The sequence below is a fragment of the Pseudorhodoplanes sp. genome (assembly GCF_050250235.1).
In the GTDB taxonomy this organism is placed as follows: domain Bacteria; phylum Pseudomonadota; class Alphaproteobacteria; order Rhizobiales; family Xanthobacteraceae; genus Pseudorhodoplanes.
Genome location: NZ_JBFWPA010000043.1, coordinates 12,251 through 34,214, shown reverse-complemented (window position 1 = coordinate 34,214; position 21,964 = coordinate 12,251). Strand labels below are relative to the sequence as shown.

General features: G+C 64.2%; 23 protein-coding genes. 10 read left to right on the top strand and 13 right to left on the bottom strand.

All coding sequences use genetic code 11. The features are described 5' to 3' along the window. Positions 1 to 10: 10 nt before the first annotated feature. Entirely contained in the window at positions 11 to 988 is a 978-nt protein-coding gene (locus tag AB7F49_RS18940) for a Bug family tripartite tricarboxylate transporter substrate binding protein (protein ID WP_428525137.1), read from the top strand. A gap of 5 nt (positions 989 to 993) precedes the next feature. On the opposite strand, the gene AB7F49_RS18935 is transcribed toward AB7F49_RS18940, so the two are convergent. The 3 genes from AB7F49_RS18935 to AB7F49_RS18925 form a co-directional block, all read right to left on the bottom strand. After that, entirely contained in the window at positions 994 to 2,004 is a 1,011-nt protein-coding gene (locus AB7F49_RS18935) for a BMP family protein (RefSeq protein ID WP_428525135.1), read from the bottom strand. Between the two features lie 117 nt (positions 2,005 to 2,121). Then, complete coding sequence (locus AB7F49_RS18930) at positions 2,122 to 2,841, bottom strand: DUF1013 domain-containing protein (RefSeq protein ID WP_428525133.1); 720 nt, start codon at positions 2,839 to 2,841, stop codon at positions 2,122 to 2,124. Positions 2,842 to 2,986: 145 nt separating this feature from the next. Then, positions 2,987 to 3,412 (bottom strand): hypothetical protein, encoded by a 426-nt coding sequence (locus tag AB7F49_RS18925; protein ID WP_428525131.1) that lies wholly within the window; start codon positions 3,410 to 3,412, stop codon positions 2,987 to 2,989. A 139-nt stretch (positions 3,413 to 3,551) separates the two neighbouring features. Here AB7F49_RS18925 and ispH point away from each other — a divergent pair, with 139 nt between their 5' ends. From ispH to rnhA, 3 genes are read left to right on the top strand one after another with little or no spacing between them, the layout of a single operon-like run. Continuing rightward, positions 3,552 to 4,541 carry a 4-hydroxy-3-methylbut-2-enyl diphosphate reductase gene (ispH, locus tag AB7F49_RS18920; RefSeq protein ID WP_428525130.1) on the top strand — a complete coding sequence of 330 codons (990 nt, stop codon included), beginning with the start codon at positions 3,552 to 3,554 and terminating at the stop codon, positions 4,539 to 4,541. 3 nt (positions 4,542 to 4,544) lie between these two features. Beyond that, a complete protein-coding gene (gene thrB, locus AB7F49_RS18915; protein ID WP_428525128.1) occupies positions 4,545 to 5,522 on the top strand; it encodes a homoserine kinase in 978 nt (325 codons plus the stop codon). A 2-nt stretch (positions 5,523 to 5,524) separates the two neighbouring features. Further along, the gene (gene rnhA / locus AB7F49_RS18910) at positions 5,525 to 5,971 is read left to right on the top strand and encodes a ribonuclease HI (protein ID WP_428525180.1); all 447 of its coding nucleotides are present in this window, start codon (positions 5,525 to 5,527) and stop codon (positions 5,969 to 5,971) included. Positions 5,972 to 6,081: 110 nt separating this feature from the next. On the opposite strand, the gene AB7F49_RS18905 is transcribed toward rnhA, so the two are convergent. Both AB7F49_RS18905 and AB7F49_RS18900 read right to left on the bottom strand, forming a co-directional pair. After that, on the bottom strand, positions 6,082 to 6,564 hold the full coding sequence (locus tag AB7F49_RS18905; protein ID WP_428525126.1) for a peroxiredoxin: 483 nt from the start codon (positions 6,562 to 6,564) through the stop codon (positions 6,082 to 6,084). A gap of 100 nt (positions 6,565 to 6,664) precedes the next feature. After that, positions 6,665 to 7,513, bottom strand: a complete 849-nt coding sequence (locus tag AB7F49_RS18900; protein WP_428525124.1) for a protein-disulfide reductase DsbD domain-containing protein — start codon at positions 7,511 to 7,513, stop codon at positions 6,665 to 6,667. Between the two features lie 105 nt (positions 7,514 to 7,618). Between AB7F49_RS18900 and AB7F49_RS18895 the strand changes: the two genes are divergently transcribed. Then, complete coding sequence (locus tag AB7F49_RS18895; RefSeq protein ID WP_428525122.1) at positions 7,619 to 8,251, top strand: YqgE/AlgH family protein; 633 nt, start codon at positions 7,619 to 7,621, stop codon at positions 8,249 to 8,251. A 29-nt stretch (positions 8,252 to 8,280) separates the two neighbouring features. Here the strand turns inward: AB7F49_RS18895 and AB7F49_RS18890 are convergent, their stop codons facing one another. Together AB7F49_RS18890 and AB7F49_RS18885 are read right to left on the bottom strand one after the other, a co-directional pair. Next, entirely contained in the window at positions 8,281 to 11,151 is a 2,871-nt protein-coding gene (locus tag AB7F49_RS18890) for an EAL domain-containing protein (protein ID WP_428525120.1), read from the bottom strand. A 277-nt stretch (positions 11,152 to 11,428) separates the two neighbouring features. Beyond that, positions 11,429 to 12,427, bottom strand: coding sequence for an NAD(P)H-quinone oxidoreductase (locus AB7F49_RS18885; protein ID WP_428525118.1), 999 nt, complete (start codon positions 12,425 to 12,427; stop codon positions 11,429 to 11,431). Between the two features lie 185 nt (positions 12,428 to 12,612). Between AB7F49_RS18885 and AB7F49_RS18880 the strand changes: the two genes are divergently transcribed. Continuing rightward, positions 12,613 to 12,807 carry a DUF1192 domain-containing protein gene (locus AB7F49_RS18880; protein ID WP_428525116.1) on the top strand — a complete coding sequence of 65 codons (195 nt, stop codon included), beginning with the start codon at positions 12,613 to 12,615 and terminating at the stop codon, positions 12,805 to 12,807. Positions 12,808 to 13,199: 392 nt separating this feature from the next. Then, positions 13,200 to 13,718 (top strand): DUF1465 family protein, encoded by a 519-nt coding sequence (locus AB7F49_RS18875; RefSeq protein WP_428525114.1) that lies wholly within the window; start codon positions 13,200 to 13,202, stop codon positions 13,716 to 13,718. Positions 13,719 to 13,753: 35 nt separating this feature from the next. Here the strand turns inward: AB7F49_RS18875 and rpmE are convergent, their stop codons facing one another. Beyond that, a complete protein-coding gene (rpmE, locus tag AB7F49_RS18870; protein ID WP_428525112.1) occupies positions 13,754 to 13,993 on the bottom strand; it encodes a 50S ribosomal protein L31 in 240 nt (79 codons plus the stop codon). A gap of 173 nt (positions 13,994 to 14,166) precedes the next feature. Here rpmE and AB7F49_RS18865 point away from each other — a divergent pair, with 173 nt between their 5' ends. After that, a complete protein-coding gene (locus AB7F49_RS18865) occupies positions 14,167 to 15,975 on the top strand; it encodes an ABC transporter transmembrane domain-containing protein (protein ID WP_428525110.1) in 1,809 nt (602 codons plus the stop codon). A 12-nt stretch (positions 15,976 to 15,987) separates the two neighbouring features. On the opposite strand, the gene AB7F49_RS18860 is transcribed toward AB7F49_RS18865, so the two are convergent. The 3 genes from AB7F49_RS18860 to AB7F49_RS18850 are packed head-to-tail and all read right to left on the bottom strand — an operon-like array spanning position 15,988 to position 18,511. Continuing rightward, the gene (locus AB7F49_RS18860; protein WP_428525108.1) at positions 15,988 to 16,467 is read right to left on the bottom strand and encodes a GNAT family N-acetyltransferase; all 480 of its coding nucleotides are present in this window, start codon (positions 16,465 to 16,467) and stop codon (positions 15,988 to 15,990) included. Between the two features lie 37 nt (positions 16,468 to 16,504). Further along, positions 16,505 to 17,527, bottom strand: a complete 1,023-nt coding sequence (locus AB7F49_RS18855) for a peptidoglycan -binding protein (protein ID WP_428525106.1) — start codon at positions 17,525 to 17,527, stop codon at positions 16,505 to 16,507. 6 nt (positions 17,528 to 17,533) lie between these two features. Continuing rightward, positions 17,534 to 18,511 carry a flagellar motor protein MotA gene (locus tag AB7F49_RS18850; protein WP_428525104.1) on the bottom strand — a complete coding sequence of 326 codons (978 nt, stop codon included), beginning with the start codon at positions 18,509 to 18,511 and terminating at the stop codon, positions 17,534 to 17,536. Positions 18,512 to 18,696: 185 nt separating this feature from the next. On the opposite strand from AB7F49_RS18850, the gene AB7F49_RS18845 reads away from it, so the two are divergent. Together AB7F49_RS18845 and AB7F49_RS18840 are read left to right on the top strand one after the other, a co-directional pair. After that, positions 18,697 to 19,503: a DUF1295 domain-containing protein gene (locus AB7F49_RS18845; RefSeq protein ID WP_428525102.1), complete on the top strand. Its 807-nt coding sequence runs from the start codon at positions 18,697 to 18,699 to the stop codon at positions 19,501 to 19,503. 10 nt (positions 19,504 to 19,513) lie between these two features. Continuing rightward, entirely contained in the window at positions 19,514 to 20,539 is a 1,026-nt protein-coding gene (locus AB7F49_RS18840) for an SAM-dependent methyltransferase (protein ID WP_428525100.1), read from the top strand. Between the two features lie 3 nt (positions 20,540 to 20,542). Here AB7F49_RS18840 and AB7F49_RS18835 read toward each other — a convergent pair whose 3' ends face one another. Both AB7F49_RS18835 and efp read right to left on the bottom strand, forming a co-directional pair. After that, entirely contained in the window at positions 20,543 to 21,343 is an 801-nt protein-coding gene (locus AB7F49_RS18835; protein ID WP_428525098.1) for an inositol monophosphatase family protein, read from the bottom strand. Between the two features lie 44 nt (positions 21,344 to 21,387). Beyond that, positions 21,388 to 21,954 (bottom strand): elongation factor P, encoded by a 567-nt coding sequence (gene efp / locus AB7F49_RS18830; protein ID WP_428525096.1) that lies wholly within the window; start codon positions 21,952 to 21,954, stop codon positions 21,388 to 21,390. Positions 21,955 to 21,964: the final 10 nt, after the last annotated feature.

The window sequence follows — 21,964 nt, the reverse complement described above, 5'->3', positions numbered from 1 at the left end:
GAGAATTGCCATGATGAAACTGACCCGACGCGCCTTCATCGCAACCGCGGCCGGGGCGGCAGTCTTCGCACCGCGCCGCGCCTTTGCCGCGTTCCCCGAGCGGCCGGTGACGATCATCGTGCCCTATGCCGCAGGCGGCGCTGGCGACATGATCACGCGCCTGATTTCGACAGCGATGGAAAAGAAGCTGGGACAGCCGATCGTCATTGATGCGCGCGGCGGCGGTGGCGGCATGATCGGGGCCAAGGCGGTCGCGAGTGCCGCGCCGGACGGTCACACGCTGATGATGGGCGCCACCAACAATTTCGTCATCAACCAGTTCATGTTCCCGAAGACCAGCTTCGATCCGCTGACGGAGTTCGCGCCGATCACGCGGGTCGCGGTGGTGCCCTCGGTGATGTACATGAACCCGTCAGTGCCGGTGAAGACGCTGGGCGAGTTCGTCGCCCATGCCAAGGCCAATCCGGGAAAGCTCAGCTATTCGTCGCCGAGTGTCGGTACCACGCCGCATCTGGCGGTGGAGCGGCTGAAGCAGCTCACAGACATCGAGCTTGTCCATGTGCCATATCGTGGTGCGCCGCCGGCGATGCAGGCGCTCATCACCAACGACGTGCAACTCTATCTTGCCGGTTGGGGCGTTGGGCGTGCGTTCGTTCAGTCGGGGAAGGCGAAAGCGCTCGCAGTTGCCGCCGACCAGCGGTTGCCGAATGTCCCGGACGTGCCGACCGCAAGCGAAAGCGGCGTGCCGGGTTATGTCGCCGAGAACTGGTGGGGACTGGCCGCGCCAAAGAATACGCCACAGGAGGCGATTGACGCGCTGCACGAAGCCGTGAAAGCCGCACTTGCCGATGAGGCGGTTGCCAGAAAGCTCGGCGAGCTGGGCTTTCTGCCGGGCGGCGAGACGCCGGCGCAATTTGCGAAGGCCGCCAAAGCCGAGGCCGAGATCTGGCGCGAGACCGTCGCCAGGGGAAAGCTCGCGGTGGATTGAGCCGCTCAGGACGGATTGGGAAATTCCGCGCCGCTCCACTCGGTCGAGACGTGCACCCGACCGTCCTTGATCGCCAAGGCAAGGTCTTCGACTTTCTTGCGCAGATCAGTGCCAATCGCTTCCGACATGGTGAGACGCACGGCGTCCGGCCGAGCCAGTCCGATCTTCTCGATGGCGCCGGTCTTCAGCGTTCCCGCATTCAGGTCTTCCACCGCCCGCAGGAGCGCAATACCTGAATTGGCGATCGCCGATCCGATGAACACATCCGGCATCACCGTGACCCAGTCGCGCACATTGCCGATCTGCTTGGCGCCGCCCTCGCGGCAGGCTTCGATCGCACCGCTACGGCCGGCATTGAGCATGGTGAAGATGACGTCAGCCCCTTGCGCGATCATCGCGGACGCCACGCGCTTCGACAGCGGATTGTCGTCCTGATTGCCGGAAAAATTGGTCAGCAGGCGGACCTTTTGGTCTGCATGGGCGACGCCGTTCGCATAGGCGGCGCGCCCCTTCAGCCCCGGCACGACGCGAATGCCCGACATGTGCCCGACGACGCCTGTCTTTGTGGTCATGGCCGCCAGCGCGCCCGCAAGAAACGCGGATTCTTCCTGCAGGACCTCGTAGCTTGCGAGGTTCGCGCCGGTCACGTTGCCCTGGGTGACGACGAAACGGATGTCGGGGAATTCCGCCGCCACCAGTCTTGCAGCTTCGTTGTTCTGGCCGCCATGCGCAATCACCAGAGCCGCACCGCTGCGCGCGAGTTCGCGCAACGCGGTTTCGAGCAGATCGCGGTTTGGCTTGACGCCGTCGCGCCATCCGATCTCGACCCCCAGCGCGTCCCGGGCTGCGACCAGCCCGCGATAGCCGGATTCCATGAACCCGCCGTCATCGATCCGGCCGGCGAACAGCGCGGCAACCTTCGGCTTGGCCTGCGCCCGCGCCGCTCGGGTGAGGGCCGAGCAGCCGAGCCCGCCCGCGAGTACCAGAAGGGCGCGGCGATCCGGTCGGAATTCCATGAGATGATCCTCACAATCCTGCACGAGGCCGGCGTGAGGATAGCAAGGTTTGTGCCTGTGTGGAGGTGCGTCCATGCGCAGGCGAGGTCGCCCGCGCGATCTTGCAGGCGAGGGCGGCTATTCCTCGTCGTCGGCTTTTGTCCCGCCGATCTTCTTCAGCTTGGCGAAGACCGACGCGACATCGGCGTCTTCCTGTGACTTGGCGCTTGCCGCGGCGGCCCGGCTGTCTTCATGCACCGGCTCCTGCTCCGGCGCCGTCGTGACCGAGGCCGGCAGCAATGTGACGCGCTCGTGATCGGACGGCGCGGGCTTCTCCTTGGCCGCCTTGGCGACCTGCATGTCGAGATCGATCTGCGAGCACAGGCCGAGCGTCACCGGATCGAGCGGGCTCAGATTGGGGGCATTCCAGTGGCTGCGCTCGCGGATGCTCTGGATCGTCGACTTGGTGGTGCCGACAAGGCGCATGATCTGGCTGTCCTTCAACTCGGGATGGTTGCGGATCAGCCACAGGATCGCATTGGGACGGTCCTGTCGGCGCGACACGGGCGTATAGCGCGGGCCGCGCTTGGTCTTCTGTTCGGGCACGCGGACCTTGCGCTCGGCGAGGTGCAGGCGGCGGTTCTTGTTCTGCTCGGCCTGCTCGATCTCCTCGCGGGTCAGCTGGCCGGTCTGGATCGGGTCAAGCCCCTTGATCCCCTGTGCCGAATCGCCGTCCGCGATCGCCTTCACCTCGAGCGGATGAAGCTTGCAGAATTCGGCGATCTGATCGAACGACAGCGCGGTGTTCTCTACCAGCCACACGGCGGTGGCCTTCGGCATCAACGGCGCTTCCTGCATGGCAAAAAATCTCCTTCGCGCTCCGCCCGCCCGTGGGGGCGAATTTGAGAAGGCGAAGCAGGTCGTCATCGGGGATGACAGGAATGGCCGGAATATAGGCCCTGGCGCCGGTGCGGGCAACCTGTGACAGAGCCCTCGGCCCGGCTCAGCAGCCCCGGCAGATATTCATGACCCGCTTCAACCGCGCATCCTCCCGCCGCTCATTTTCCCACCATTGATCGGAAAACGGCTTGTTGGCATCGTTTGAGACCGAATTGCGGGTTCCCGTCGTGCTGGAAAGATCTTCGGGACGCTCCAGAGCGGTTGGACGCTTGCGCACAACGGCGCGGGTCGGAGCGCCGGGCGGTGGTGGCTCGGCGTGGTGGCGCTCGACCACATGGGTCGAGGGCATGCGGGCCAGACGGCGCGCCGTGGGGCCGGTTCCGTCGAGGAACACGTCGTCAGCCAGGGCGTGATGGGGAATCGGCTGCCCGGTAGCATTCTCCACATGGTAGCCGCCGCTGCTGACGCAGCCGCCCAGGTTCGCGGCTAGGACCGCCACGGCCAAGTATCGAAAATGGATCGCCTTCATTGCGCAAAGCCCCGGTCCGCCCCCGCGGACCATCAAAGCACTATAGCTTTTCCGAGCCGTTAAGTCGAATGCTGTGCCTTGACTTCCCGGGGCTGCCGCCCCCATGTCGCGGGTAGAGTTCCGATGAAAAATGATGCCGATGACCGGCCCTTCGGGCATGCCGGGCGGTAAAAAGCCGCCGTTGCGGATCGTTCTGTGCTCTCCGCGCGGGTTCTGCGCCGGCGTGGTGCGCGCGATCGATTCGGTGGAGCGTGCGCTCGCACTGTACGGTCCCCCCGTCTATGTCCGGCACGAGATCGTGCACAACCGGTATGTGGTCGACGCCTTGAAGGCCAAGGGCGCGATCTTTGTCGAAGATCTGGACGAAATTCCCAATACCGACGCGCCGGTGGTGTTTTCCGCCCACGGCGTGCCGAAATCAGTCCCCGAAGCCGCCAAGGCGCGCAATTTCATTACGCTGGACGCCACCTGTCCGCTGGTGACCAAGGTGCATCGCGAGGCCGACATCCATTTCCGCCGGGGCCGCGAAATCCTGCTGATCGGCCATGCCGGCCATCCCGAAGTGATCGGCACCATCGGGCAATTGCCCGAAGGGGCCGTGACCCTGATTCAGACGACGGAGGAAGCGCGCGACTTCATGCCGAAGGACGCCGGCAACCTCGCCTATGTGACGCAGACCACATTGTCGGTCGACGACACCAACGAGATCGTGGAGGTTCTCAACGCGCGTTTTCCGGCCATCGTCGGTCCGCATAAGGAGGACATCTGCTACGCCACCACCAACCGGCAGGATGCGGTGAAGCTGGTTGCGCCGCGGGTCGAAGCGATGATCGTGGTGGGCGCACCGAATTCCTCGAACTCGCAGCGGCTCAAGGAGGTCGCGGAGCGGGCCGGCTGTCCGCATGCGGTGCTAATGCAGCGCGCAGCCGATATCGACTGGGAAAAATTCGGAGCGGTTGCGTCGCTCGGCATCACCGCCGGCGCTTCGGCGCCGGAAGTGCTGGTCGAGGAAGTGCTCGATGCCTTTGCGCAGCGTTATGACGTCAGGGTCGAGACCATGTCGGCGACCGAAGAGACCATGTTCTTCCCGCTGCCGCGTCCGCTGCGGCCGTCCGAAGCCACGGAGTAGCCGGTGGCGGTCTATACCGACGTTCCGGTCGAAGAGCTCGATGCCTTTCTGGAAGGCTACGACATCGGCAAGCTGTTGTCCTACAAGGGCATCGCCGAGGGCGTGCAGAATTCCAACTTCCTGCTGCACACCGATGCCGGATATTTCATCCTGACGCTCTATGAGCGGCTGGTCGCGGTCGAGGATCTTCCGTTTTTTGTCGCGCTGATGGAGCATCTGGCCGCGCGCGGCATCAATTGCCCGCAGCCGGTGCGTCGGCGCGACGGCCGGCCGCTCGGAGAACTCTGCGGGCGCGCCGCGGCGGTCGTGACCTTCCTTGACGGCGTCTGGATGCGCCGCGTGGAGGCGAGTCATTGCACGGCGGTCGGCGAGGCGCTGGCACGGCTTCATCTGGCCGGCGCGGACTTCAGGGACCATCGCACCAATGCGCTGGCGGCCACCAAGCTCCGTCCGCTGTTCGATTCCTGCGCGGACCGGATCGACTCCATCCAGCCGGGCATGCTTTCGGCAATCCGCGACGAACTCGATTTTCTCGATCAGGCCTGGCCGCGCGGCCTGCCTGAAGGCGTGATCCATGCCGACCTGTTTCCGGACAACGTCTTCTTCCTCGGCGAGCGGCTGTCGGGCGTGATCGACTTCTATTTCGCCTGCAATGACATGCTCGCCTACGACGTCGCGATCTGTCTGAACGCCTGGTGCTTCGAGAACGATCACTCCTACAATGTCACCAAGGGCCGCGCGCTGCTGCAGGCCTATGCCAGGGTGCGGCCGATGAGCGATGCCGAGCTTGCGGCGATGCCGGTGCTGGCGCGTGGTGCGGCGCTGCGCTTTCTCGCGACGCGCGTGGTCGACTGGCTGAACGTGCCGCCGGGCGCGCTGGTGCGGCCGAAATCACCGCAGGAATATTTCCGCAAGCTGCGCTTCCATCAGCACGCGGACAGCGTTCACGATTACGGCGTCGCGGCGCGTGAACTCGCGTGAGCCTGCCGCATGTCATCATCCATACGGATGGCGCCTGCTCGGGCAATCCCGGACCGGGCGGATGGGGCGCGATCCTGCAATCCGGCGACCACACGAAAGAGCTCAAGGGCGGCGAGGCTCACACCACCAACAACCGCATGGAATTGATGGCGGCGATCTCGGCGCTGGAGACGCTGAAGAAGCCGTGCCGCGTCGACCTCTATACCGACAGCCAGTATGTGCGGAACGGCATCTCGGCCTGGATCCATGGCTGGAAGAAGAATGGCTGGCGCACCGCCGACAAGAAGCCGGTGAAGAATGTCGACCTGTGGCAGCGCCTCGATGCGGCGCTGCAGCGGCACGAACTCAAATGGCACTGGGTCAAGGGCCATGCCGGACACGATCTGAACGAACGTGCGGATGAGCTGGCGCGCGCCGCGATCGCGGAACTACGGCTGAAGGGGAGGTAGCGTCAGCTCGTCATTGCGAGGAGCGCAAGCGACGAAGCAATCCACCGCAGCATTTCAACTGGCAGCTTGATGGATTGCTTCGCTTCGCTCGCAATGACGCCGAAGTCAGATTACAGCGACTTCAGCAGCGCGTCGGCGCCGGAGGCGTCGGCCTTGCCGGGCGCGTCCTCGATCGACAGCGACTTCACCACGCCGTCATCCACCACCATGCAATAGCGCTTCGAGCGAATGCCGAGGCCGCCGGCGGATGCATCCAGTTCGAGTCCGGTCGCCTTGGCGAAGTCGGCGCTGCCATCGGCCAGAAATTCGATGTCGTCGGAGCCGGCCGCGGCCTTCCAGGCGCCCATCACGAACGGATCGTTGACCGCCGTCACAGCGATCGCGTCGATTCCCTTGGCCTTGATGGCGGCGGCATTGGTAACGAAGCCGGGCAGGTGGTTCTTGGTGCAGGTCGGGGTGAACGCGCCGGGGACGGCGAACAGCACGACCTTCTTGCCCTTGAACACCTCGTCGGTGGTTTTCGGCTTCGGTCCGTCCGCGGTCATGACGCGGAACGTGGTGCTGGGCAATGTGTCGCCGACCTTGATGGTCATGATGGTCCTCTTCGATTGTCACGTGGTTGCGCGCGGCCTGGACCGGCCGCACGGAAGGGCGCTGCTAAACAGGCCGGCCAAAATAGGCCGGGTGACCGCGTTAGTCGAGCCGGAAGGTGGTCTCGATCGCGTCAGTGCCTGCGACCGCCGTGAGCTTGAGCGTGGCGCCGGCGGCGGTCACACCGGGCGGCAGGCCGTCCAGCGCGAAGGCGAAGCGCTGCAGCCCTGCGGGCGCGCCGTCGACCTTGTCGGGGACCGGCAGCGCCCAGTCCGCGGTCGGACCTTCTGCAAAGACCGCGACGGCGCTGCCGTGCGGCGCTGCGACATCCACCAGCACCCGCGCAGGCTTCGCGCCGTTGTCGCGGTGGACCGCCTTGACCGAGAGCGGCGCATCGGCGCCGAGTTTCTGCGCGCGCGGCACCGTCTGTTCGGCTTTTTCGATCTCGGAGCCTTTGGCGCCGCCCTTGATCGTCAGTTCGCCCCTGGCCTGGACCGGAATGCAGACCTTCTCGCAGATCGCGTAATCCAGTGCGAGCCGCAGCACCACGGGTCTGGCCGCATCCTTCGGCTCGATACGAAGCGGGAACATCACGTTGCTCTTGTAACCAATGATGACGCCGTCCGCATCGGCGAAGCGCTGAGGCGCGGGCCATGCGACCTGAACCGACTTCACATTCTCAGATTTTGCGAAATCAAAATGAGGCGGCACGCCGGAATCGCCCGGATAGCGCCAGTAGGTCTTCCAGCCCGGTGCCAGCCGGATCTCCACGCCAGCGCTCACGAGCGCGCGTCCGTCTTCGACTTTGGGCCCGCCCGCGACAACCCGCATTCCGGCGCGGGCGTCGCCATCCCATTCCGACGAGCCGGAAAATGCCGCGGGAACGGGCAAAATCATGGCCGCGAGTGCAATTGTGGCGACGCGGCCGGTGCGAATTATCAGGGCATGCATCGCAACGATTTAGGCAGTTTGACCGTTGAGCTCCATTGAATTCGCCGTGAGGTGTGGCGAAACTTCTCTTTCACAAGGCGCGGCGAAGCGGCTAACCTTCCTGACATGAAGATTCCGAAGACAGGGCTCGGACAGAAGTCTCTGGGGGGAAAGCCGCCGGCACGCGGCTATCTCGACGGCCAGATGCTGATTGCCTCGCCCTCGATGAGCGATGACCGCTTCGCGAAAAGCCTGATCTATATCTGCGCGCATTCACCGGAAGGCGCGATGGGAATCGTTGTCAACCAGCCCGCCAGCAACATCAAGTTCCCGGACCTTCTGGTGCAGCTCAATGTCGTACCGGACCGTGATGCCATCGAGGTTTCGACGCGGCATGACGATGTGATGGTGATGAAGGGAGGTCCGGTCGAGACCGGGCGCGGCTTCGTGCTGCATTCCTCGGATTTCTTCATCGAGAACTCAACGCTGCCGATCGACGAGGGCATCTGCCTCACCGCGACCATCGACATCCTCGAAGCGATCGCGACCGGCAGCGGCCCCGAGAGCGCCATCCTGGCGCTTGGCTATGCCGGCTGGGCGCCGGGCCAGCTCGAAGCCGAGATCCAGAATAACGGCTGGCTGCATTGCACCGCCGATCCCGAACTCATCTTCGGCGAGCCGGAGAGCAAATACGAGAAGGCCATGCGCAAGCTCGGCATCGCGCCCGGAATGCTCTCGAGCGAGGCCGGGCACGCTTAGGCCCATCGCGCTCATTGCGGGCGGCGTCTTTATCGCGCCAGCTCCATCCGGTCGCCGGACAGCATCTTGGTCGCGGCTTCCGCCGTCATCGGCTGGCCGAACACGAAGCCCTGCGCGTACTCGCAGCCCATGTGATAGAGTTCGACCGCATCGGAATCGGTTTCGGCGCCTTCCGCCACGGTTTCCATGCCGAGGTCATGCGCCAGCGCGATGATCGAGCGCAGGATCACGGGACGCGTGCCCTTCGCGCTCATGCGAACGAAGGACTGATCGATCTTGATGGTGTCGAACGGGAAGCGCTGCAGATAGGACAGCGACGAATGCCCGGTGCCGAAATCGTCGAGCGCGAGGCCGGCGCCAAGCTCGCGCAGACGCGCCAGAATCTGTGCCGCATGCTCGGGATTTTCCATCACCACGGATTCGGTCAGTTCGAGCTTGAGGGTGCCGCGCATCACCGAGGACCGTGCGAGTACGGTTCGCAGGTCGCCGATCAGATCCTGCCGCAGCAGCTGTTTCGACGAGACATTGACGCTGGCGAACACACCCTCCTGCGCGCGCAGGGTGCGCTGCCAGATGCTCAATTGGCGCGCGGTTCGCTCGAGAGCGAACATGCCGAGATCGACGATGAGGCCGATTTCCTCAGCGATGGTGATGAATTCGGCCGGCGACATGCGGCCGAGCTTCGGATGGTCCCAGCGGGCCAGCGCCTCGAAGCCGGCGACGGTGCGATCCTCGAGCCGCACGATCGGCTGATACAGAAGCTTGATCTCCTCGCGCTCGATCGCGCGCCGCAATTCGGATTCGAGGGTCAGCCGGTCGGATTTGCGCGCGCGCATCGCCGCCTTGAACACCTCGATGCGGTCACCGCCGATGCGCTTTGAGTGATACATCGCAAGTTCGGCGTCTTTCAGGATCTCCTCGGTGCGGTTGGACTGGGCGTCGGCGAGACACAATCCGATCGAAGCGGTCAGGAAAATCTCGCGGTCGTTGAAGGTGATCGGCGCGCGGATGGTGCGCCGGATATTCTCCGCGAAGGCGATGATGCGGCCGGGATCGCGCTCCGACAGAAGGATCAGCGCAAACTGGTCGCCGGAAAGGCGTGCGAGGGTGTCCTGCGGCTTGAGCAGGCGGGTGAGGCGTCGCGCGAGCGTGAGCAGGATGGAATCGCCGACCGCCATGCCAACGGAATCGTTGACCTGCTTGAAGCGGTCGAGATCGATCATGATCACCGTTGGCCGCATTGCCGGATCGTTCTTGGCAAAGCCGAGCACCGCCTCGAAACGATCGATGAAGAGCTGGCGGTTTGGAAGCCCTGTCAGGTTGTCATGCACGGCGTCGTGCAGCAGCCGCTCTTCCGCGGTCTTGAACTCGGTCACGTCGGTGAGCGTGCCGACGAGCCGCACCACCTCGCCGTCGGAACCGACCACCGGCCGCGCCTTCAGGGTGAACCACAGATAATGGCCATCCGGTGTGCGCAGGCGAAAATCCTCGATCAGGCGGCCGCGGCGCTGTTCGATCACGCTGTCGAGCGTCGCGCGAAAGCGGTCGCGATCGAGCGGATGCAGCACGTCGAGCCATTTCGCCGCCGAGCCTTCCAGCGCGCCGCGCTTGAGCCCGAGCATCGCCTCGGTTTCCGGACTGGTATAGACCTTGTCCGAGGACACGTCCCAGTCCCAGATCATGTCGCCGGCGCCGGTGAGCGCCAGCGCGCGCCGCTCGACATCGGAGACGATGCCGTGCGTGATCGAGCCCGCAAAGGCGTGCTGCATTACCGTGAAGCCGATCAGCATCACGATCAGCACGAGTCCGCCGAGGAGTGCTGGTCCGACAATATCGTTGGTCACGAGGCCCGCGATGGTGAGCCCCGCTGCCACGGTCCAGATGCAGAGCAGGAACCAGGTCGGGATCAGCAGCACCGCGCGATCGAACCCTTGAGTCGACAGCAGTACAACCACCGCAAAGCCAAGGAAAGCGACGCCCAGCAGCGAGAAGCGCGCGATGCCGGACGCCACCGCTGGATCATAGAGCGCGACCGCGATCAGCGCGGCGAGACCGCCGAGCCAGGCGATGGTGATATGCGCGTAGCGGACATGCCATCGGCTGAGGTTGAGATAGGCGAACAGGAAGACCAGAAGCGTCGCGGCGAGCACGCATTCACCGATGGCGCGCCAGATGCGCTCGGCGCCGGCCGACATGTCGAACACCTTGCCCCAGAATCCGAAATCGATGCCGATATAGACCAGCACCGCCCAGCCGAGCGCCGCGGCCGCCGGGAACATCACCGAGCCCTTCACCACGAACAGGATGGTGAGGAACAGCGCAAGCAAGCCCGAAATGCCGATGACGATGCCGTAATAGAGCGTGAAGGAGTTGATCTTGTCCTTGTAGGCATCCGGCTCCCACAGATAGAGTTGGGGCAGGTTGTCCGAGCGCAATTCCAGCACATAGGTCACGACGGAGCCCGGATCGAGCGTGATGCGGAACACGTCGGCGGTGGCGGAATCCTGACGCTCCGGGCGCTCACCGGCGCTCGGTGTCACCGTCACGACGCGCGACAGGCCGAGATCGGGCCAGAACAATCCGGATCCGACCATGCGGTAATGCGGCACGACGATCAGCCGGTCGAGTTGCTCGTCGCCGGTATTGGCCAATGCGAACACCGCCCAGGAATTGCCGGCCTCGCGCCCGCGCACCTCGATGCGGCGCACGATGCCGTCGGGGCCGGGTGCGGTCGAGACCTGGACCCGGTCGCCATCGGTCTTGGGCCGCTCCGCCGCGAGCGTCAGGTCGATGGCGGGCGCATCGGTTCGCACGTTCACCGCATCGACCGCGCATGCGGGAGAGAGCGCCAGCCACAGCGTCGCGAAAGCAAGCGCCAGCGCAGCCGCGGCCTGCGTCAATTCTCGTCGCAAGCCCGCTGGCCGTCGCGTTGTGATGATCGTTGCGCGGCGTCCCGGCAAGTTCCCCGTCCTGTAAAGCGTAGAAAAGTCCGACATTTACGCCGATTTCGGGGCGCAGCCGGGGGCAGCGCTGCAGTTATAGGGGTTTCGTGCGGACTATGGAAAGGGGAGTGCCGGTGGCGGTAAACGGCCAGGCACGGCCTTGATCGGGAACGATCAGGCGAAGTTTCGGGAAACAGGTTCGATATTGCGCCGCGTCTCGCGGGGCCGGGGGCGCTCAGACTGTCAGCACGATCTTGCCGATATGCGCGCTCGATTCCATTCGCGCATGCGCATCGGCGGCCTTCGCCAGCGGGAACGTGGAATCGATCACCGGCCTGATCTTGCCGGCCTCGACCAGCGGCCAGACCTTTTCCTCGATGCCCTTGGCGATCTCGGCCTTCTCGGCGATGGTGCGCGGGCGCAGCGTCGAGCCTTCGTGCACAAGGCGCTTTGCCATCAGGCGCGCGAAATTCGCGGTAGCTTTCGGCCCGCCCGCGAACGAAATCTGGGCGATCCGGCCCTGGTCGGCGGCGGCGTCGTAATTGCGGTCGATGTAATCGCCGCCGACGATGTCGAGGATCACATTGGCGCCCTTGCCGCCGGTCGCCTTCTTGGTCTCCTCGACGAAGTCCTGGGTCTTGTAATTCACCGCGACATCGGCGCCGAGTTTCCTTGCCGCCGCGCATTTTTCGTCGGATCCGGCGGTGGTGACGACATGTCCGCCGAAATTCTTGACCAGCATGATGCCCGTGGTGCCGATGCCCGACGTGCCGCCATGCACCAGAACCCACTCGCCGCTCTTGAAATGGCAACGCATCATCAGGTGCTGCCAGACCGTGAAGAAGGTTTCCGGCATCGCCGCGGCTTCGACCATCGACAGCGATGGCGGCACCGGCAGCGCGTGACTGTCATGGGCGAGGCAATATTCGGCATAACCGCCCGCGACCACGAGGGCGCAGACTTTGTCGCCGAGTTTCCACCTCGTGACGCCTTCACCAAGGGCGACGATTTCGCCGGCGATCTCAAGGCCTGGAATATCCCCCGCACCCTTGGGCGGCGGATAGGAACCCTGACGCTGGCGCACGTCCGGCCGGTTGACGCCCGCGGCTGCGACCTTGACGAGAATCTCGCCCTTGCCCGGCTTCGGAATGTCGCGCTGTTCGGGCACCAGCACCTCCGGTCCGCCCGGTTCCTTGATTCCGATCACGGTCATCTGGGCGGGGAGTGCGGTCATGAGCATGTCCTGAGGGAGCAAGGGGCCGGAAGCGGTTCTCCGTCCATTCCCGCGCAAGCGGGCGATCCAGGCGTGGGCTTGGCTAGCAGCATGGCGGGACGAGCGGAGACCTTGTGATAGTGGCCGTGCGGGCGTGTGACAACCCGGCCGGACGAAGCTAGATTTCGCCGGTACGGAGGCCCGCGATGCCTGCATTCGAAGACGACGACCGGCCCAAGAAAAAAATCGCCCATGAAATCGGCCAGGATCTGACTTTGCTTTCCGTCGGCGAACTGAACGAGCGAATTGCGCTGCTGCGCGAGGAGGTCGTGCGGCTGGAGGCCGATATCGCAAAGAAACAGTCGACGCGCAGCGCGGCGGATCAGTTCTTCAGGAAGTAGCAAGGTTAACGGTTCCCGGTCCGCGCATTTTCCGCGTCCGGGTTTACCGATCGTTTTGCATTTAACGATGCTTTAAGCTTTCCCCGGTATTACTGCGGCGTCCATCTTCTGGACATCGAGTGGCTCCTGTCCACTCTGTTTGACGCCTCCCTGTTATCCACTTGAGCCGCCGGAAACGGCGGCTCTTTTTTCCTGTGCCATATCGGAACACACAGGGCCGTGGTGGTGAAAGGAAGCGTCTCTTGGCAACTATGACATCAAATTAGCTTCGCATTCGCTTTACCCGGTCCGCCTGCAACCCGTATGGTCCGCCGACGAGTTTGGCGGTTGCACCGACCGGGCATTGTGCGACGTCCTTGCCGGTTGCGTGCATTGGGGTGAGGCGTAGCGTGATGTCGGATCTATCCTTTGAGGCGGGCGGCCCGATCTCGTTCCGGGAAAAGCTCGCGGGCTCGCAGGCCTTCTCGCAATTGTTCCGCGACGGGATGGGGCTGGTTGAAGAAACCGCGGCCTATCTCGATGGTCCGGGTCGCAAGGAATCCAAGGGGCTGCCACGCGCGGCCGCGCTCACCTATGCGACCGAGAGCATGCGGCTGACCACGCGCCTGATGCAGCTTGCATCGTGGCTGCTGCTGCATCGCGCGGTGAAGGAGGGCGAAATGTCGCTCTCGCAGGTCAATCAGGAAAAGACCAAGGTGAAATTGTCGCCGACCTTCTCGGCCGACGAGGATACCCTGCAGATGCTTCCCGACACGCTGGTGTCGCTGATCCGGCGTTCGCTGTCGCTGGCCGATCAGGTGCGGCGGCTCGATGCCACCATCCATGCTCCCTCGGCCATGCCGCGCAACAGCAACAACCCGGTCGAGCACCAGATCGGCATGCTGAGGGCGGCATTCGAGCGCAAGGCCTGAATCCCGGGCGGATGACGTGAAGGGCGCCGCGCCGGCTACTTCTTGCCTGCGTCGTCCTTGATGAAGCCCGAGAATTTTTTCTGGAAACGCGACAGGCGCCCGCCGCGGTCGAGCAATTGCTGAGAGCCGCCGGTCCAGGCCGGGTGCGACTTCGGATCGATGTCCAGAGACATCGTGTCGCCATCCTTGCCCCAGGTGGAGCGGGTGACGAACTCGGTGCCGTCGGTCATCTTGACAGTAATGGTGTGGTAATTCGGGTGAATGCCGGATTTCATGATGGGCTCCCACGCGCTCTGTAAGCTGCGCTTTTTTGGACCTGCCGATGCGTGAAAATTCGCGGCGTCTATAACGCAGGCGAGCCCGAGGCACAAGGTGCGTCGATTCGGCCTTGCGGGGCCCTCCGGCACGCGGCATTCAGGGGCCTGCAACCAGCCGGAGACCGGGCAAGATGGCCCTTGTGGCGGAGAGTGGGAAAGGCGCGGCGACCGAGGACGCGATCCGCGCGAGAGCGGCGGGGCGCACGTCCCTGAAGCCGCTCCGGCTCCTGGTCCCCTATCTGCTCCGGTACCGGACCCGGGCGCTGTTGGCCTGCGTGGCGCTCCTGGTGGCGGCGCTGGCGACGCTCGCCGTGCCGGTCGCGGTCCGCCGCATGATCGATCACGGCTTCAGTGGCGAGCGCGCGCTGATCGACAATTATTTCACGGTGATGATCGGGGTGGTGTTCGTGCTCGCATTGGCGAGTGCGTTTCGCTACTACCTCGTCACCACGCTGGGCGAGCGCATCGTGTCCGACCTGCGCGAGGAGGTGTTCGCTCATCTCACGCGGCTGTCGCCGTCCTTCTTCGACCGTTCGCAGACCGGCGAGATGATGTCGCGGCTGACCGCCGACACCACCCAGATCAAGGCTGCGGTCGGCGCCTCGGTTTCGGTGGCGCTGCGCAATCTGGTGCTGTTCCTCGGCGCCGGCACCATGATGGTGATCACCAGCCCGAAACTGTCGCTGTTTGTGCTGGCGGTGATCCCGGTGATCGTGCTGCCGCTCGTTGCGTTCGGGCGCGCGGTGCGCAGGCGATCCCGCATGGCGCAGGATTCACTTGCGGATGCATCGGCTTACGCCGCCGAAACCGTTGGCGCGATCCGCACCCTGCAGGCGTTCACCAGCGAGAGCTATGCCGCGAAGCGTTTTGGTGCGGCGGTCGAGGCGGCATTCGAGGCGGCGCGGCAATCGACGCTGTCGCGATCGGTGTTGACCGCGATTGCAGTATTCCTGATTTTCGCAAGCGTCGTGGTCGTGCTGTGGATCGGCGCGGTCGATGTCCTGGCGGGTGGCATGACGCCGGGGCGGCTCAGCCAGTTCGTGCTCTATGCGGTATTCGCGGCCGGGGGACTTGGCCAGTTGAGCGAGGTCTGGGGCGAGGTTCAGCAGGCTTCCGGCGCCGCGGAGCGGTTGTTCGAGATTCTGCACGTCAAGCCGGACGTGAAGCCGCCCGCCCATCCGGTGGCCCTGCCCGACAAGGCGCGCGCCGAAATCGCGTTCGAGAATGTGCGCTTTTTCTACCCGACGCGGCCCGACCAGCCCGCGCTTGACGGCGTAACATTCCGCGCGACGCCCGGCGAGAAAGTTGCGATCGTCGGACCGTCGGGCGCCGGAAAGAGCACGATCTTTCATCTCATTCTGCGCTTCTACGATCCGGCATCGGGGCGTGTGACATTCGACGGCGTGAATGTCGCCGACACCGATCCGCTGGATCTGCGCCGTCACATCGCGCTGGTGCCGCAGGAATCCGCGATCTTCGCGGCTTCGGTGCGCGACAACATCGCTTTCGGCAAGCCGGATGCGAGTGATGCCGAGATCGAGCGTGCGGCCGAGATGGCAGCGGCGACCGAGTTCATTCGAAGGCTGCCGCAGGGTTTCGCGACCCTGATTGGCGAGCGCGGGGTCACATTGTCGGGCGGGCAGCGCCAGCGCATCGCGATCGCGCGCGCGATCCTGCGCAACGCGCCGTTGCTGCTGCTCGATGAGGCGACCTCCTCGCTGGATGCCGAAAGCGAGACCCTGGTGCAGACGGCGCTGGCGCATTCGATGGAGGGGCGCACCACGCTCGTCATCGCGCACCGGCTCGCAACCGTTCTCTCCTGCGACCGCATCCTTGTGCTGGAGCAGGGACGGATTGTTGAAGAGGGAACGCACGAGCAGCTCGCGGGCGCCGGCGGACTCTATTCGCGGCTGGCGCGGCTGCAATTCGGACTGTCCTGACCACGCCACCTCTCAGGGTTCCGGGAAGTCCTGACCGGGCCGCCACGTCATCATGTAGACCGGCGCGCCGGACCTGCGGTTGATATCCTCGCCCGCGATCACGAAGCCGCATTTCCGATAGAAACCGAGCGCGCGTTCGTTGTCCTTGTTGACATGCAGGTAGAGGCCTTCGCGCCCGATCTGCTTGGCGGCGTCGATCAGCGCCTTGCCGACGCCATGATGCTGCAGCTCCGGGGCGACCACGATCTGGTCGAGATAGCCGGTGCGCGGCGATACCGCGACAAAGCCCGCAAGATGATCCGGCGCCGGCTCGTATTCGGCGATGACGATCCTGGAATCCTGTTTCAGGTCGCTCCAATGCTCGCGGAACCAGTCCGCGCGCTGGGAAAAGTCGATCTGTGGATAGGCCAGTTGCCAGCTGCGCTGCCAGAGTGCCAGCGCCGGTTGATCGTCAGCAGGGTGATAGGGCCTGAGCTTCACCGTTTGCGGCATGAATGGATCATTCCCCGGAGGCTTGCCGCGGGCGACGTTATCGCTCGGTCAGTTTCAGCTCAATCCTGCGGTTGCGGCGAAAGGCCTCTTCGGTCTTGTCGGTATCAAGCGGCTGGAACTCGCCGAAGCCGGCCGCGACCAGGCGCTGCGGCGAGATGCCGCGCGAGATCATGTACTGGACAACCGCAATCGCGCGTGCCGACGACAACTCCCAGTTCGAGGGAAATTGCACATTCGCGATCGGCCGGATGTCGGTATGGCCGTCCACCCGCATGACCCAGGCGATGTCAGGCGGAATCTTCTTTTCGAGTTCGATGAGCGCGTCTGCGATCTTGTCAATCTCGGCGCGACCTTCCGGCTTCAGCACAGCCTGACCCGGATCGAAAAACACCTCCGACTGAAACACGAAGCGATCGCCGACGATTCGCACGTCGGGCCGGCTTCCGAGAATCTGCCGCAAGCGGCCGAAAAAGTCGGAGCGGAAGCGCTGCAATTCCTGCACGCGCTGCGCCAGCGCGAGGTTGAGCCGCTGTCCGAGATCGGCGATCTTGCTCTGGGAATCGCGCTCGCGCTTCTCGGAGATTTCCAGCGCGCCTTCGATTGCGCCAAGCTGGCGGCGGAGCGCTGCGATTTGCTGGTTCAGCAATTCCACCTGCGCAAGCGCACGTGCCACACTCTGCTTCTCGAGATCGAGCGCGGCGGCGAGTTCGTTCGCCCGGCCCTGAGCGGCAGCGGCGCCACCGGCACCGTCAGCGAGGCCGCGCAGCCGGTCGCGCTCGGATTCGGTCGCCGCCAGATTGGAGCGCATGCTGCCGAGCAGTTCCTCGAGATTGGAGCGGCTCGAGCGCTCCAGCGCCAGCAGGTCGGTGAGCTGGGCGATCTGGGCGGTCAGCCGCTGCAGCGCCGTATCCTTGCCGGTGACTTCCTGCGAAAGATAGAACTGCACCACCGCGAAAATCGACAGAAGAAAGATGATGCCGAGCAGCAGCGTCGACAGCGCGTCGACAAAGCCCGGCCAGTAATCGACGTTGCGATCTCTGCGGTTGCGCGCGAGTGCCATGACCGCTTACGTCTTCTCCCGGGACAGCGATTGCAGAACCTTGCGGATTTCCTGATTCTGCTCGGCCTGTGAATCCGCCCAGTCGCGGATCATCTGCTGTTCGGTGCGCATGTGGTGCACGAGACCCTGGATCGCTTCGGCGAGGTTGGCCATGGCGGCGGTAGCGGCCTTGTTGCCGCCGGTTTCGGACACGGCCTCGCGCAGCCGCTCGATCGCGGCTTTCATGTCGGGCGACAAGGCGCCCCCTGCGGCGCCTGCGGGGTCCGCGCCGATGTCATGGACCGTGGTCGAGAGCCAGTCTTCCAGGTCGGTATAAAATCGGTTCTGTGCCTGGCTGGTCTGCAGGTCGAGGAAGCCGAGGATGAGCGAGCCGGCGAGTCCGAACAGCGAGGACGAGAAGGCGATTCCCATGCCGCCGAGCGGGGCTGCCAGTCCCTCGCGCAGCGTCTCGAATACCGACGCCGAATCGCCACCGGGCTTGAGCGTATCCACCACCTTTCCGACCGAGCCCACCGTCTCGATCAGGCCCCAGAAAGTGCCAAGCAGGCCGAGGAAGATCAGCAGACCGGTCAGATAGCGCGAGAGGTCGCGCGCCTCGTCAAGCCGCGTCGCGATCGAATCGAGGATGCCCCGCATCATCTGCGTCGAGATCGCCATCCGGCCGAGCCGGTCGCCGAGCAGCGCCGCCATCGGAGCAAGCAGGGAGGGGGGGCGTTCAACCGCGATGCCAGGATCCGCCAGCCGGAAGCTGTTGACCCAGGCCACTTCCGGAAACAGCCGCAGCACCTGCCGGAACGACAGCAGGATGCCGATCACGAGCACGCCGATGATCAGGCCGTTCAGACCCGGATTCGACATGAAGGCATTCAGAATCTGCCGGTACAGCACCACGCCGACCAGGCCGCAGAGCACCAGAAATACCAGCATCCGCACAAGGAAGATGCGCGGGGAGGAGAGCTTGTTGGGGTCGTATTTGCGAGCCATCGCTGGCCAGCCTTTCAATGAAAAAGCGTGCCCTCAATATGGCACAGGCGCGGCGAAATAGAACCCGCCGGGCGAATGAGCGCGTTAACATTGTCCCGTGTGATTTGAAACGCTTCGCAAAGCTGTGCGTATCTCCCGGCGAATCGAACCGGAATTGACGCGCAGGGATACCGTACGGTTCCGTCATGACATTGCCATTTCTGATTCTCGCCGTCGCGGCCATTGCGGTCACCCTGTCCGTAATCATGTCGGCTGCCTGGCTGATCCGCGAGCGAACCGGCAATTCCGGGTGGGTCGACGCCACCTGGACCGTCGGGCTTGGGCTCGTGGGGATCGGCGCTGCGCTGCTCCTGCCGCCGCACGATTACCCCCCGCGGGAAATGATCGTCGCGGTGCTGGTTGCGCTCTGGACGGCGCGGCTCGGCATGCACATCGCCGCGCGCTCGGCCAGGATTTCCGATGATCCGCGCTATGCGAAACTCGCCGCCGATTGGGGCGAGGCGGCACCGCGGCGCATGTTCATGTTCCTTCAGCAGCAGGCATTCGGGTCAGTGCCGCTCGCGCTCTCGGTGTATCTCGCCGCGAAAAATCCCGCGCCCATGATGCGGACGCAGGATTATGTCGGCATTGCCATCGTTCTAATCGCCGTGATCGGGGAGGCGCTCGCGGATGGCCAGTTGCGGCGCTTCAAAGCCGATCCCGCCAATCACGGCCGGATACTCGACAGCGGCCTGTGGGCATGGTCGCGGCATCCGAATTATTTCTTCCAATGGTTCGGCTGGCTCGCCTGGCCTGTGATCGCGATCGATCCGTCCGGTGGCTACCTCTATGGCTGGCTCGCGCTGATGGGCCCTGCCGTGATGTACTGGGTGCTGCGCTACGCCACCGGCGTGCCGCATCTGGAGGCACATATGGCGCGCACGCGCGGTGCCGCCTTCGCCGACTACCAGCGGCGCACCAGCCTGTTCTTTCCAGCGCCACCAAGATCATGAGGAGCGCGTCATGGGACTCGTGACTGCCGCATCGAAGCTGGTCGAACGAGTCCCGATCCCGGACGCCGTCACACGGACCGGGATCGAACTGCTGTGCGGACGCACGGCACGGTCGCTGTCGCGCATGGATTCATCGACGGAAGTGGCGTTTGCGCTTGAGATGGCCGCTAGGCCGATCGCGATCCATACGCAGGACGCGAATGCGCAGCATTATGAGGTGCCGGCGGATTTCTTCGCGCTGGTTCTCGGACCGCATCGCAAATATTCCTGCTGCTATTATGACGGCAAGAGCGCGACATTGGCGGATGCGGAGGAGCGCGCGCTGCAACTGACGGTCGAGCATGCGGATTTGCGGGACGGACAAAGCATCCTCGAACTTGGCTGCGGCTGGGGATCGCTCTCGCTCCATATGGCGGGCGCGTTTCCGAATGCCCGCATCGTCGCAGTCTCCAATTCGCAATCGCAACGCGAATTCATCGAGAGCGAGGCGCGGTTGCGGCAGATCCGCAATCTGCGCGTCATGACCTGCGATATGAACGCTTTTTCGCCCGAACAGAAATTCGACCGCGTGGTCTCGGTCGAGATGTTTGAGCATATGTCGAATTGGCGCTTGCTATTTGCACGCGTGCGATCATGGATGGAGCCGGACGCCCGGCTGTTCATGCACGTTTTCAGTCACCGCCGCATTCCATACCGGTACGAAGTCTCCGACGAGGCCGACTGGATCGCCCGGTATTTTTTCACCGGAGGGATCATGCCGAGCCACAATCTGCCGCGGCACTTCTCCGATCTGTTCGCGGTTGAGGCGGACTGGCTCTGGGACGGCACGCATTACGAGCGAACGGCACTGGACTGGCTTGCGAATTTCGATGCCCGGCGCGAGGAGGTCACGGCGGTGCTGGGCCGCGTCTATGGAAGTGACACGCGGCTCTGGCTGCGGCGCTGGCGCATCTTCTTTCTCGCGACGGCCGGCATGTTCGGCCACGCGGGCGGCCGGGAATGGGGCGTGAGCCACTACCGCATGCGGGCGGTGTGACCGCTAACCCGCGGCGCCGGTTCGCTTCAGGATAGCCAGCAATTCCTTCTGCAGCGCTTCATTGCCGGCGACGATGTGGCCCTTCAGGAACATCGCGTCGGTGCCGTCGCAGTCGCTGATATAGCCGCCGGCCTCGCGCACCAGCAGAATGCCGGCCGCCATGTCCCAGGACTGAAGGTTGCGCTCCCAGTAGATATCGAAGCGGCCGGCCGCGACGAAGGCGAGGTCGAGCGCCGCCGAACCGAAGCGGCGGAGGCCCGCCACCTGTTCCTGCACGGCCATGAACTCGGAGCGAAACAGCGCGAGGTCGCCGCGTCCGCGATGCGGCAGGCCACAGGCAACGACCGCGTCCTGCAGCGAGCGGCGCCCGGCGACGCGCAGCCGCTGATCGTTGAGGAAAGCGCCCTTGCCCTTCTCGGCGACGAACATCTCGTCCGAGACCGGATTGTAAACGAGTGCCGCGATGATCGCGCCTTCGCGTTCGAGTCCGATCGAGATGGAGAATTGGGGGATGCCGTGCAGAAAATTCGTGGTGCCGTCGAGCGGGTCGACATACCAGGTGTGGGTCTGGTCCGGCCCATCGATCCGGCCGCCCTCCTCTCCGACGAACGAATAGCCCGGCCGTGCCGCCATCAATTCCTCGCGCAGCGTCTGCTCGGCCTTGCGGTCGGCGGCGGTGACGAAATTGGCGGGACCTTTGACGGAAACCTGAAGCTTCTCGACCTCGCCGAAATCGCGATTGAGCTGCCGGGCCGTCTTGCGCGCGGCTTTCATCATCACGTTGAGAAGCGCGGAGTGTTGCATGGTGTTTCCTTATCCCTCGCCCGTTCGGGCGGAAGGGATGAAGATCACTCCGCGCGCCGCACGTATGTCACTTCATTGGTGTCGACCACGATCCTCTCGCCTGCCGTGATGAAGGGCGGCACCATCACCCGCAGCCCGTTTTCCAGCTTGGCCGGCTTGTAGGACGACGACGCGGTCTGCCCCTTCACGACCGGATCGGCCTCGACGATCGCGAGCGTGACATAATCGGGCAGCTTGATGCTGATCGGGCGCTCATCATGCATTTCGAGCGTGACCGTCATGCCGTCCTGCAGGAAAGCCGCGCGTTCGCCGACGAAATCCTCGTGCAGTTCGGTCTGCTCGTAGGTGTCGTTGTCCATGAAGACCAGGCTTTCGCCCTGGCGGTACAAGAACTGGAAATCCTTCTGCTCCAGCCGCGCCCGCTCGACGCGCTCGTCGGAGCCGAAGCGGTTGTTGAGCTTGCGCCCGTCGATCAGATTTTTCAGCTCGACCTGGTTATAGGCGGGGCCCTTGCCGGGCTTCACCGCCATGGTCTTTACCGCCACCCAGAGCGTGTCCTGGTATTCGATGACATAGCCAGGACGAATTTCGTTGCCATTGATCTTGGCCATGGGGCGTTCC

What these genes read in the sequence shown, in the direction of transcription:
- AB7F49_RS18940 (WP_428525137.1), top strand. Translation starts at nt 11, where the DNA reads ATGATGAAACTGACCCGACGCGCCTTCATCGCAACCGCGGCCGGGGCG.
- AB7F49_RS18935 (WP_428525135.1), bottom strand. Translation starts at nt 2,004, where the DNA reads ATGGAATTCCGACCGGATCGCCGCGCCCTTCTGGTACTCGCGGGCGGG.
- AB7F49_RS18930 (WP_428525133.1), bottom strand. Translation starts at nt 2,841, where the DNA reads ATGCAGGAAGCGCCGTTGATGCCGAAGGCCACCGCCGTGTGGCTGGTA.
- AB7F49_RS18925 (WP_428525131.1), bottom strand. Translation starts at nt 3,412, where the DNA reads ATGAAGGCGATCCATTTTCGATACTTGGCCGTGGCGGTCCTAGCCGCG.
- ispH (WP_428525130.1), top strand. Translation starts at nt 3,552, where the DNA reads ATGACCGGCCCTTCGGGCATGCCGGGCGGTAAAAAGCCGCCGTTGCGG.
- AB7F49_RS18905 (WP_428525126.1), bottom strand. Translation starts at nt 6,564, where the DNA reads ATGACCATCAAGGTCGGCGACACATTGCCCAGCACCACGTTCCGCGTC.
- AB7F49_RS18900 (WP_428525124.1), bottom strand. Translation starts at nt 7,513, where the DNA reads ATGCATGCCCTGATAATTCGCACCGGCCGCGTCGCCACAATTGCACTC.
- AB7F49_RS18895 (WP_428525122.1), top strand. Translation starts at nt 7,619, where the DNA reads ATGAAGATTCCGAAGACAGGGCTCGGACAGAAGTCTCTGGGGGGAAAG.
- AB7F49_RS18885 (WP_428525118.1), bottom strand. Translation starts at nt 12,427, where the DNA reads ATGACCGCACTCCCCGCCCAGATGACCGTGATCGGAATCAAGGAACCG.
- AB7F49_RS18880 (WP_428525116.1), top strand. Translation starts at nt 12,613, where the DNA reads ATGCCTGCATTCGAAGACGACGACCGGCCCAAGAAAAAAATCGCCCAT.
- AB7F49_RS18875 (WP_428525114.1), top strand. Translation starts at nt 13,200, where the DNA reads ATGTCGGATCTATCCTTTGAGGCGGGCGGCCCGATCTCGTTCCGGGAA.
- rpmE (WP_428525112.1), bottom strand. Translation starts at nt 13,993, where the DNA reads ATGAAATCCGGCATTCACCCGAATTACCACACCATTACTGTCAAGATG.
- AB7F49_RS18865 (WP_428525110.1), top strand. Translation starts at nt 14,167, where the DNA reads ATGGCCCTTGTGGCGGAGAGTGGGAAAGGCGCGGCGACCGAGGACGCG.
- AB7F49_RS18860 (WP_428525108.1), bottom strand. Translation starts at nt 16,467, where the DNA reads ATGCCGCAAACGGTGAAGCTCAGGCCCTATCACCCTGCTGACGATCAA.
- AB7F49_RS18855 (WP_428525106.1), bottom strand. Translation starts at nt 17,527, where the DNA reads ATGGCACTCGCGCGCAACCGCAGAGATCGCAACGTCGATTACTGGCCG.
- AB7F49_RS18850 (WP_428525104.1), bottom strand. Translation starts at nt 18,511, where the DNA reads ATGGCTCGCAAATACGACCCCAACAAGCTCTCCTCCCCGCGCATCTTC.
- AB7F49_RS18845 (WP_428525102.1), top strand. Translation starts at nt 18,697, where the DNA reads ATGACATTGCCATTTCTGATTCTCGCCGTCGCGGCCATTGCGGTCACC.
- AB7F49_RS18840 (WP_428525100.1), top strand. Translation starts at nt 19,514, where the DNA reads ATGGGACTCGTGACTGCCGCATCGAAGCTGGTCGAACGAGTCCCGATC.
- AB7F49_RS18835 (WP_428525098.1), bottom strand. Translation starts at nt 21,343, where the DNA reads ATGCAACACTCCGCGCTTCTCAACGTGATGATGAAAGCCGCGCGCAAG.
- efp (WP_428525096.1), bottom strand. Translation starts at nt 21,954, where the DNA reads ATGGCCAAGATCAATGGCAACGAAATTCGTCCTGGCTATGTCATCGAA.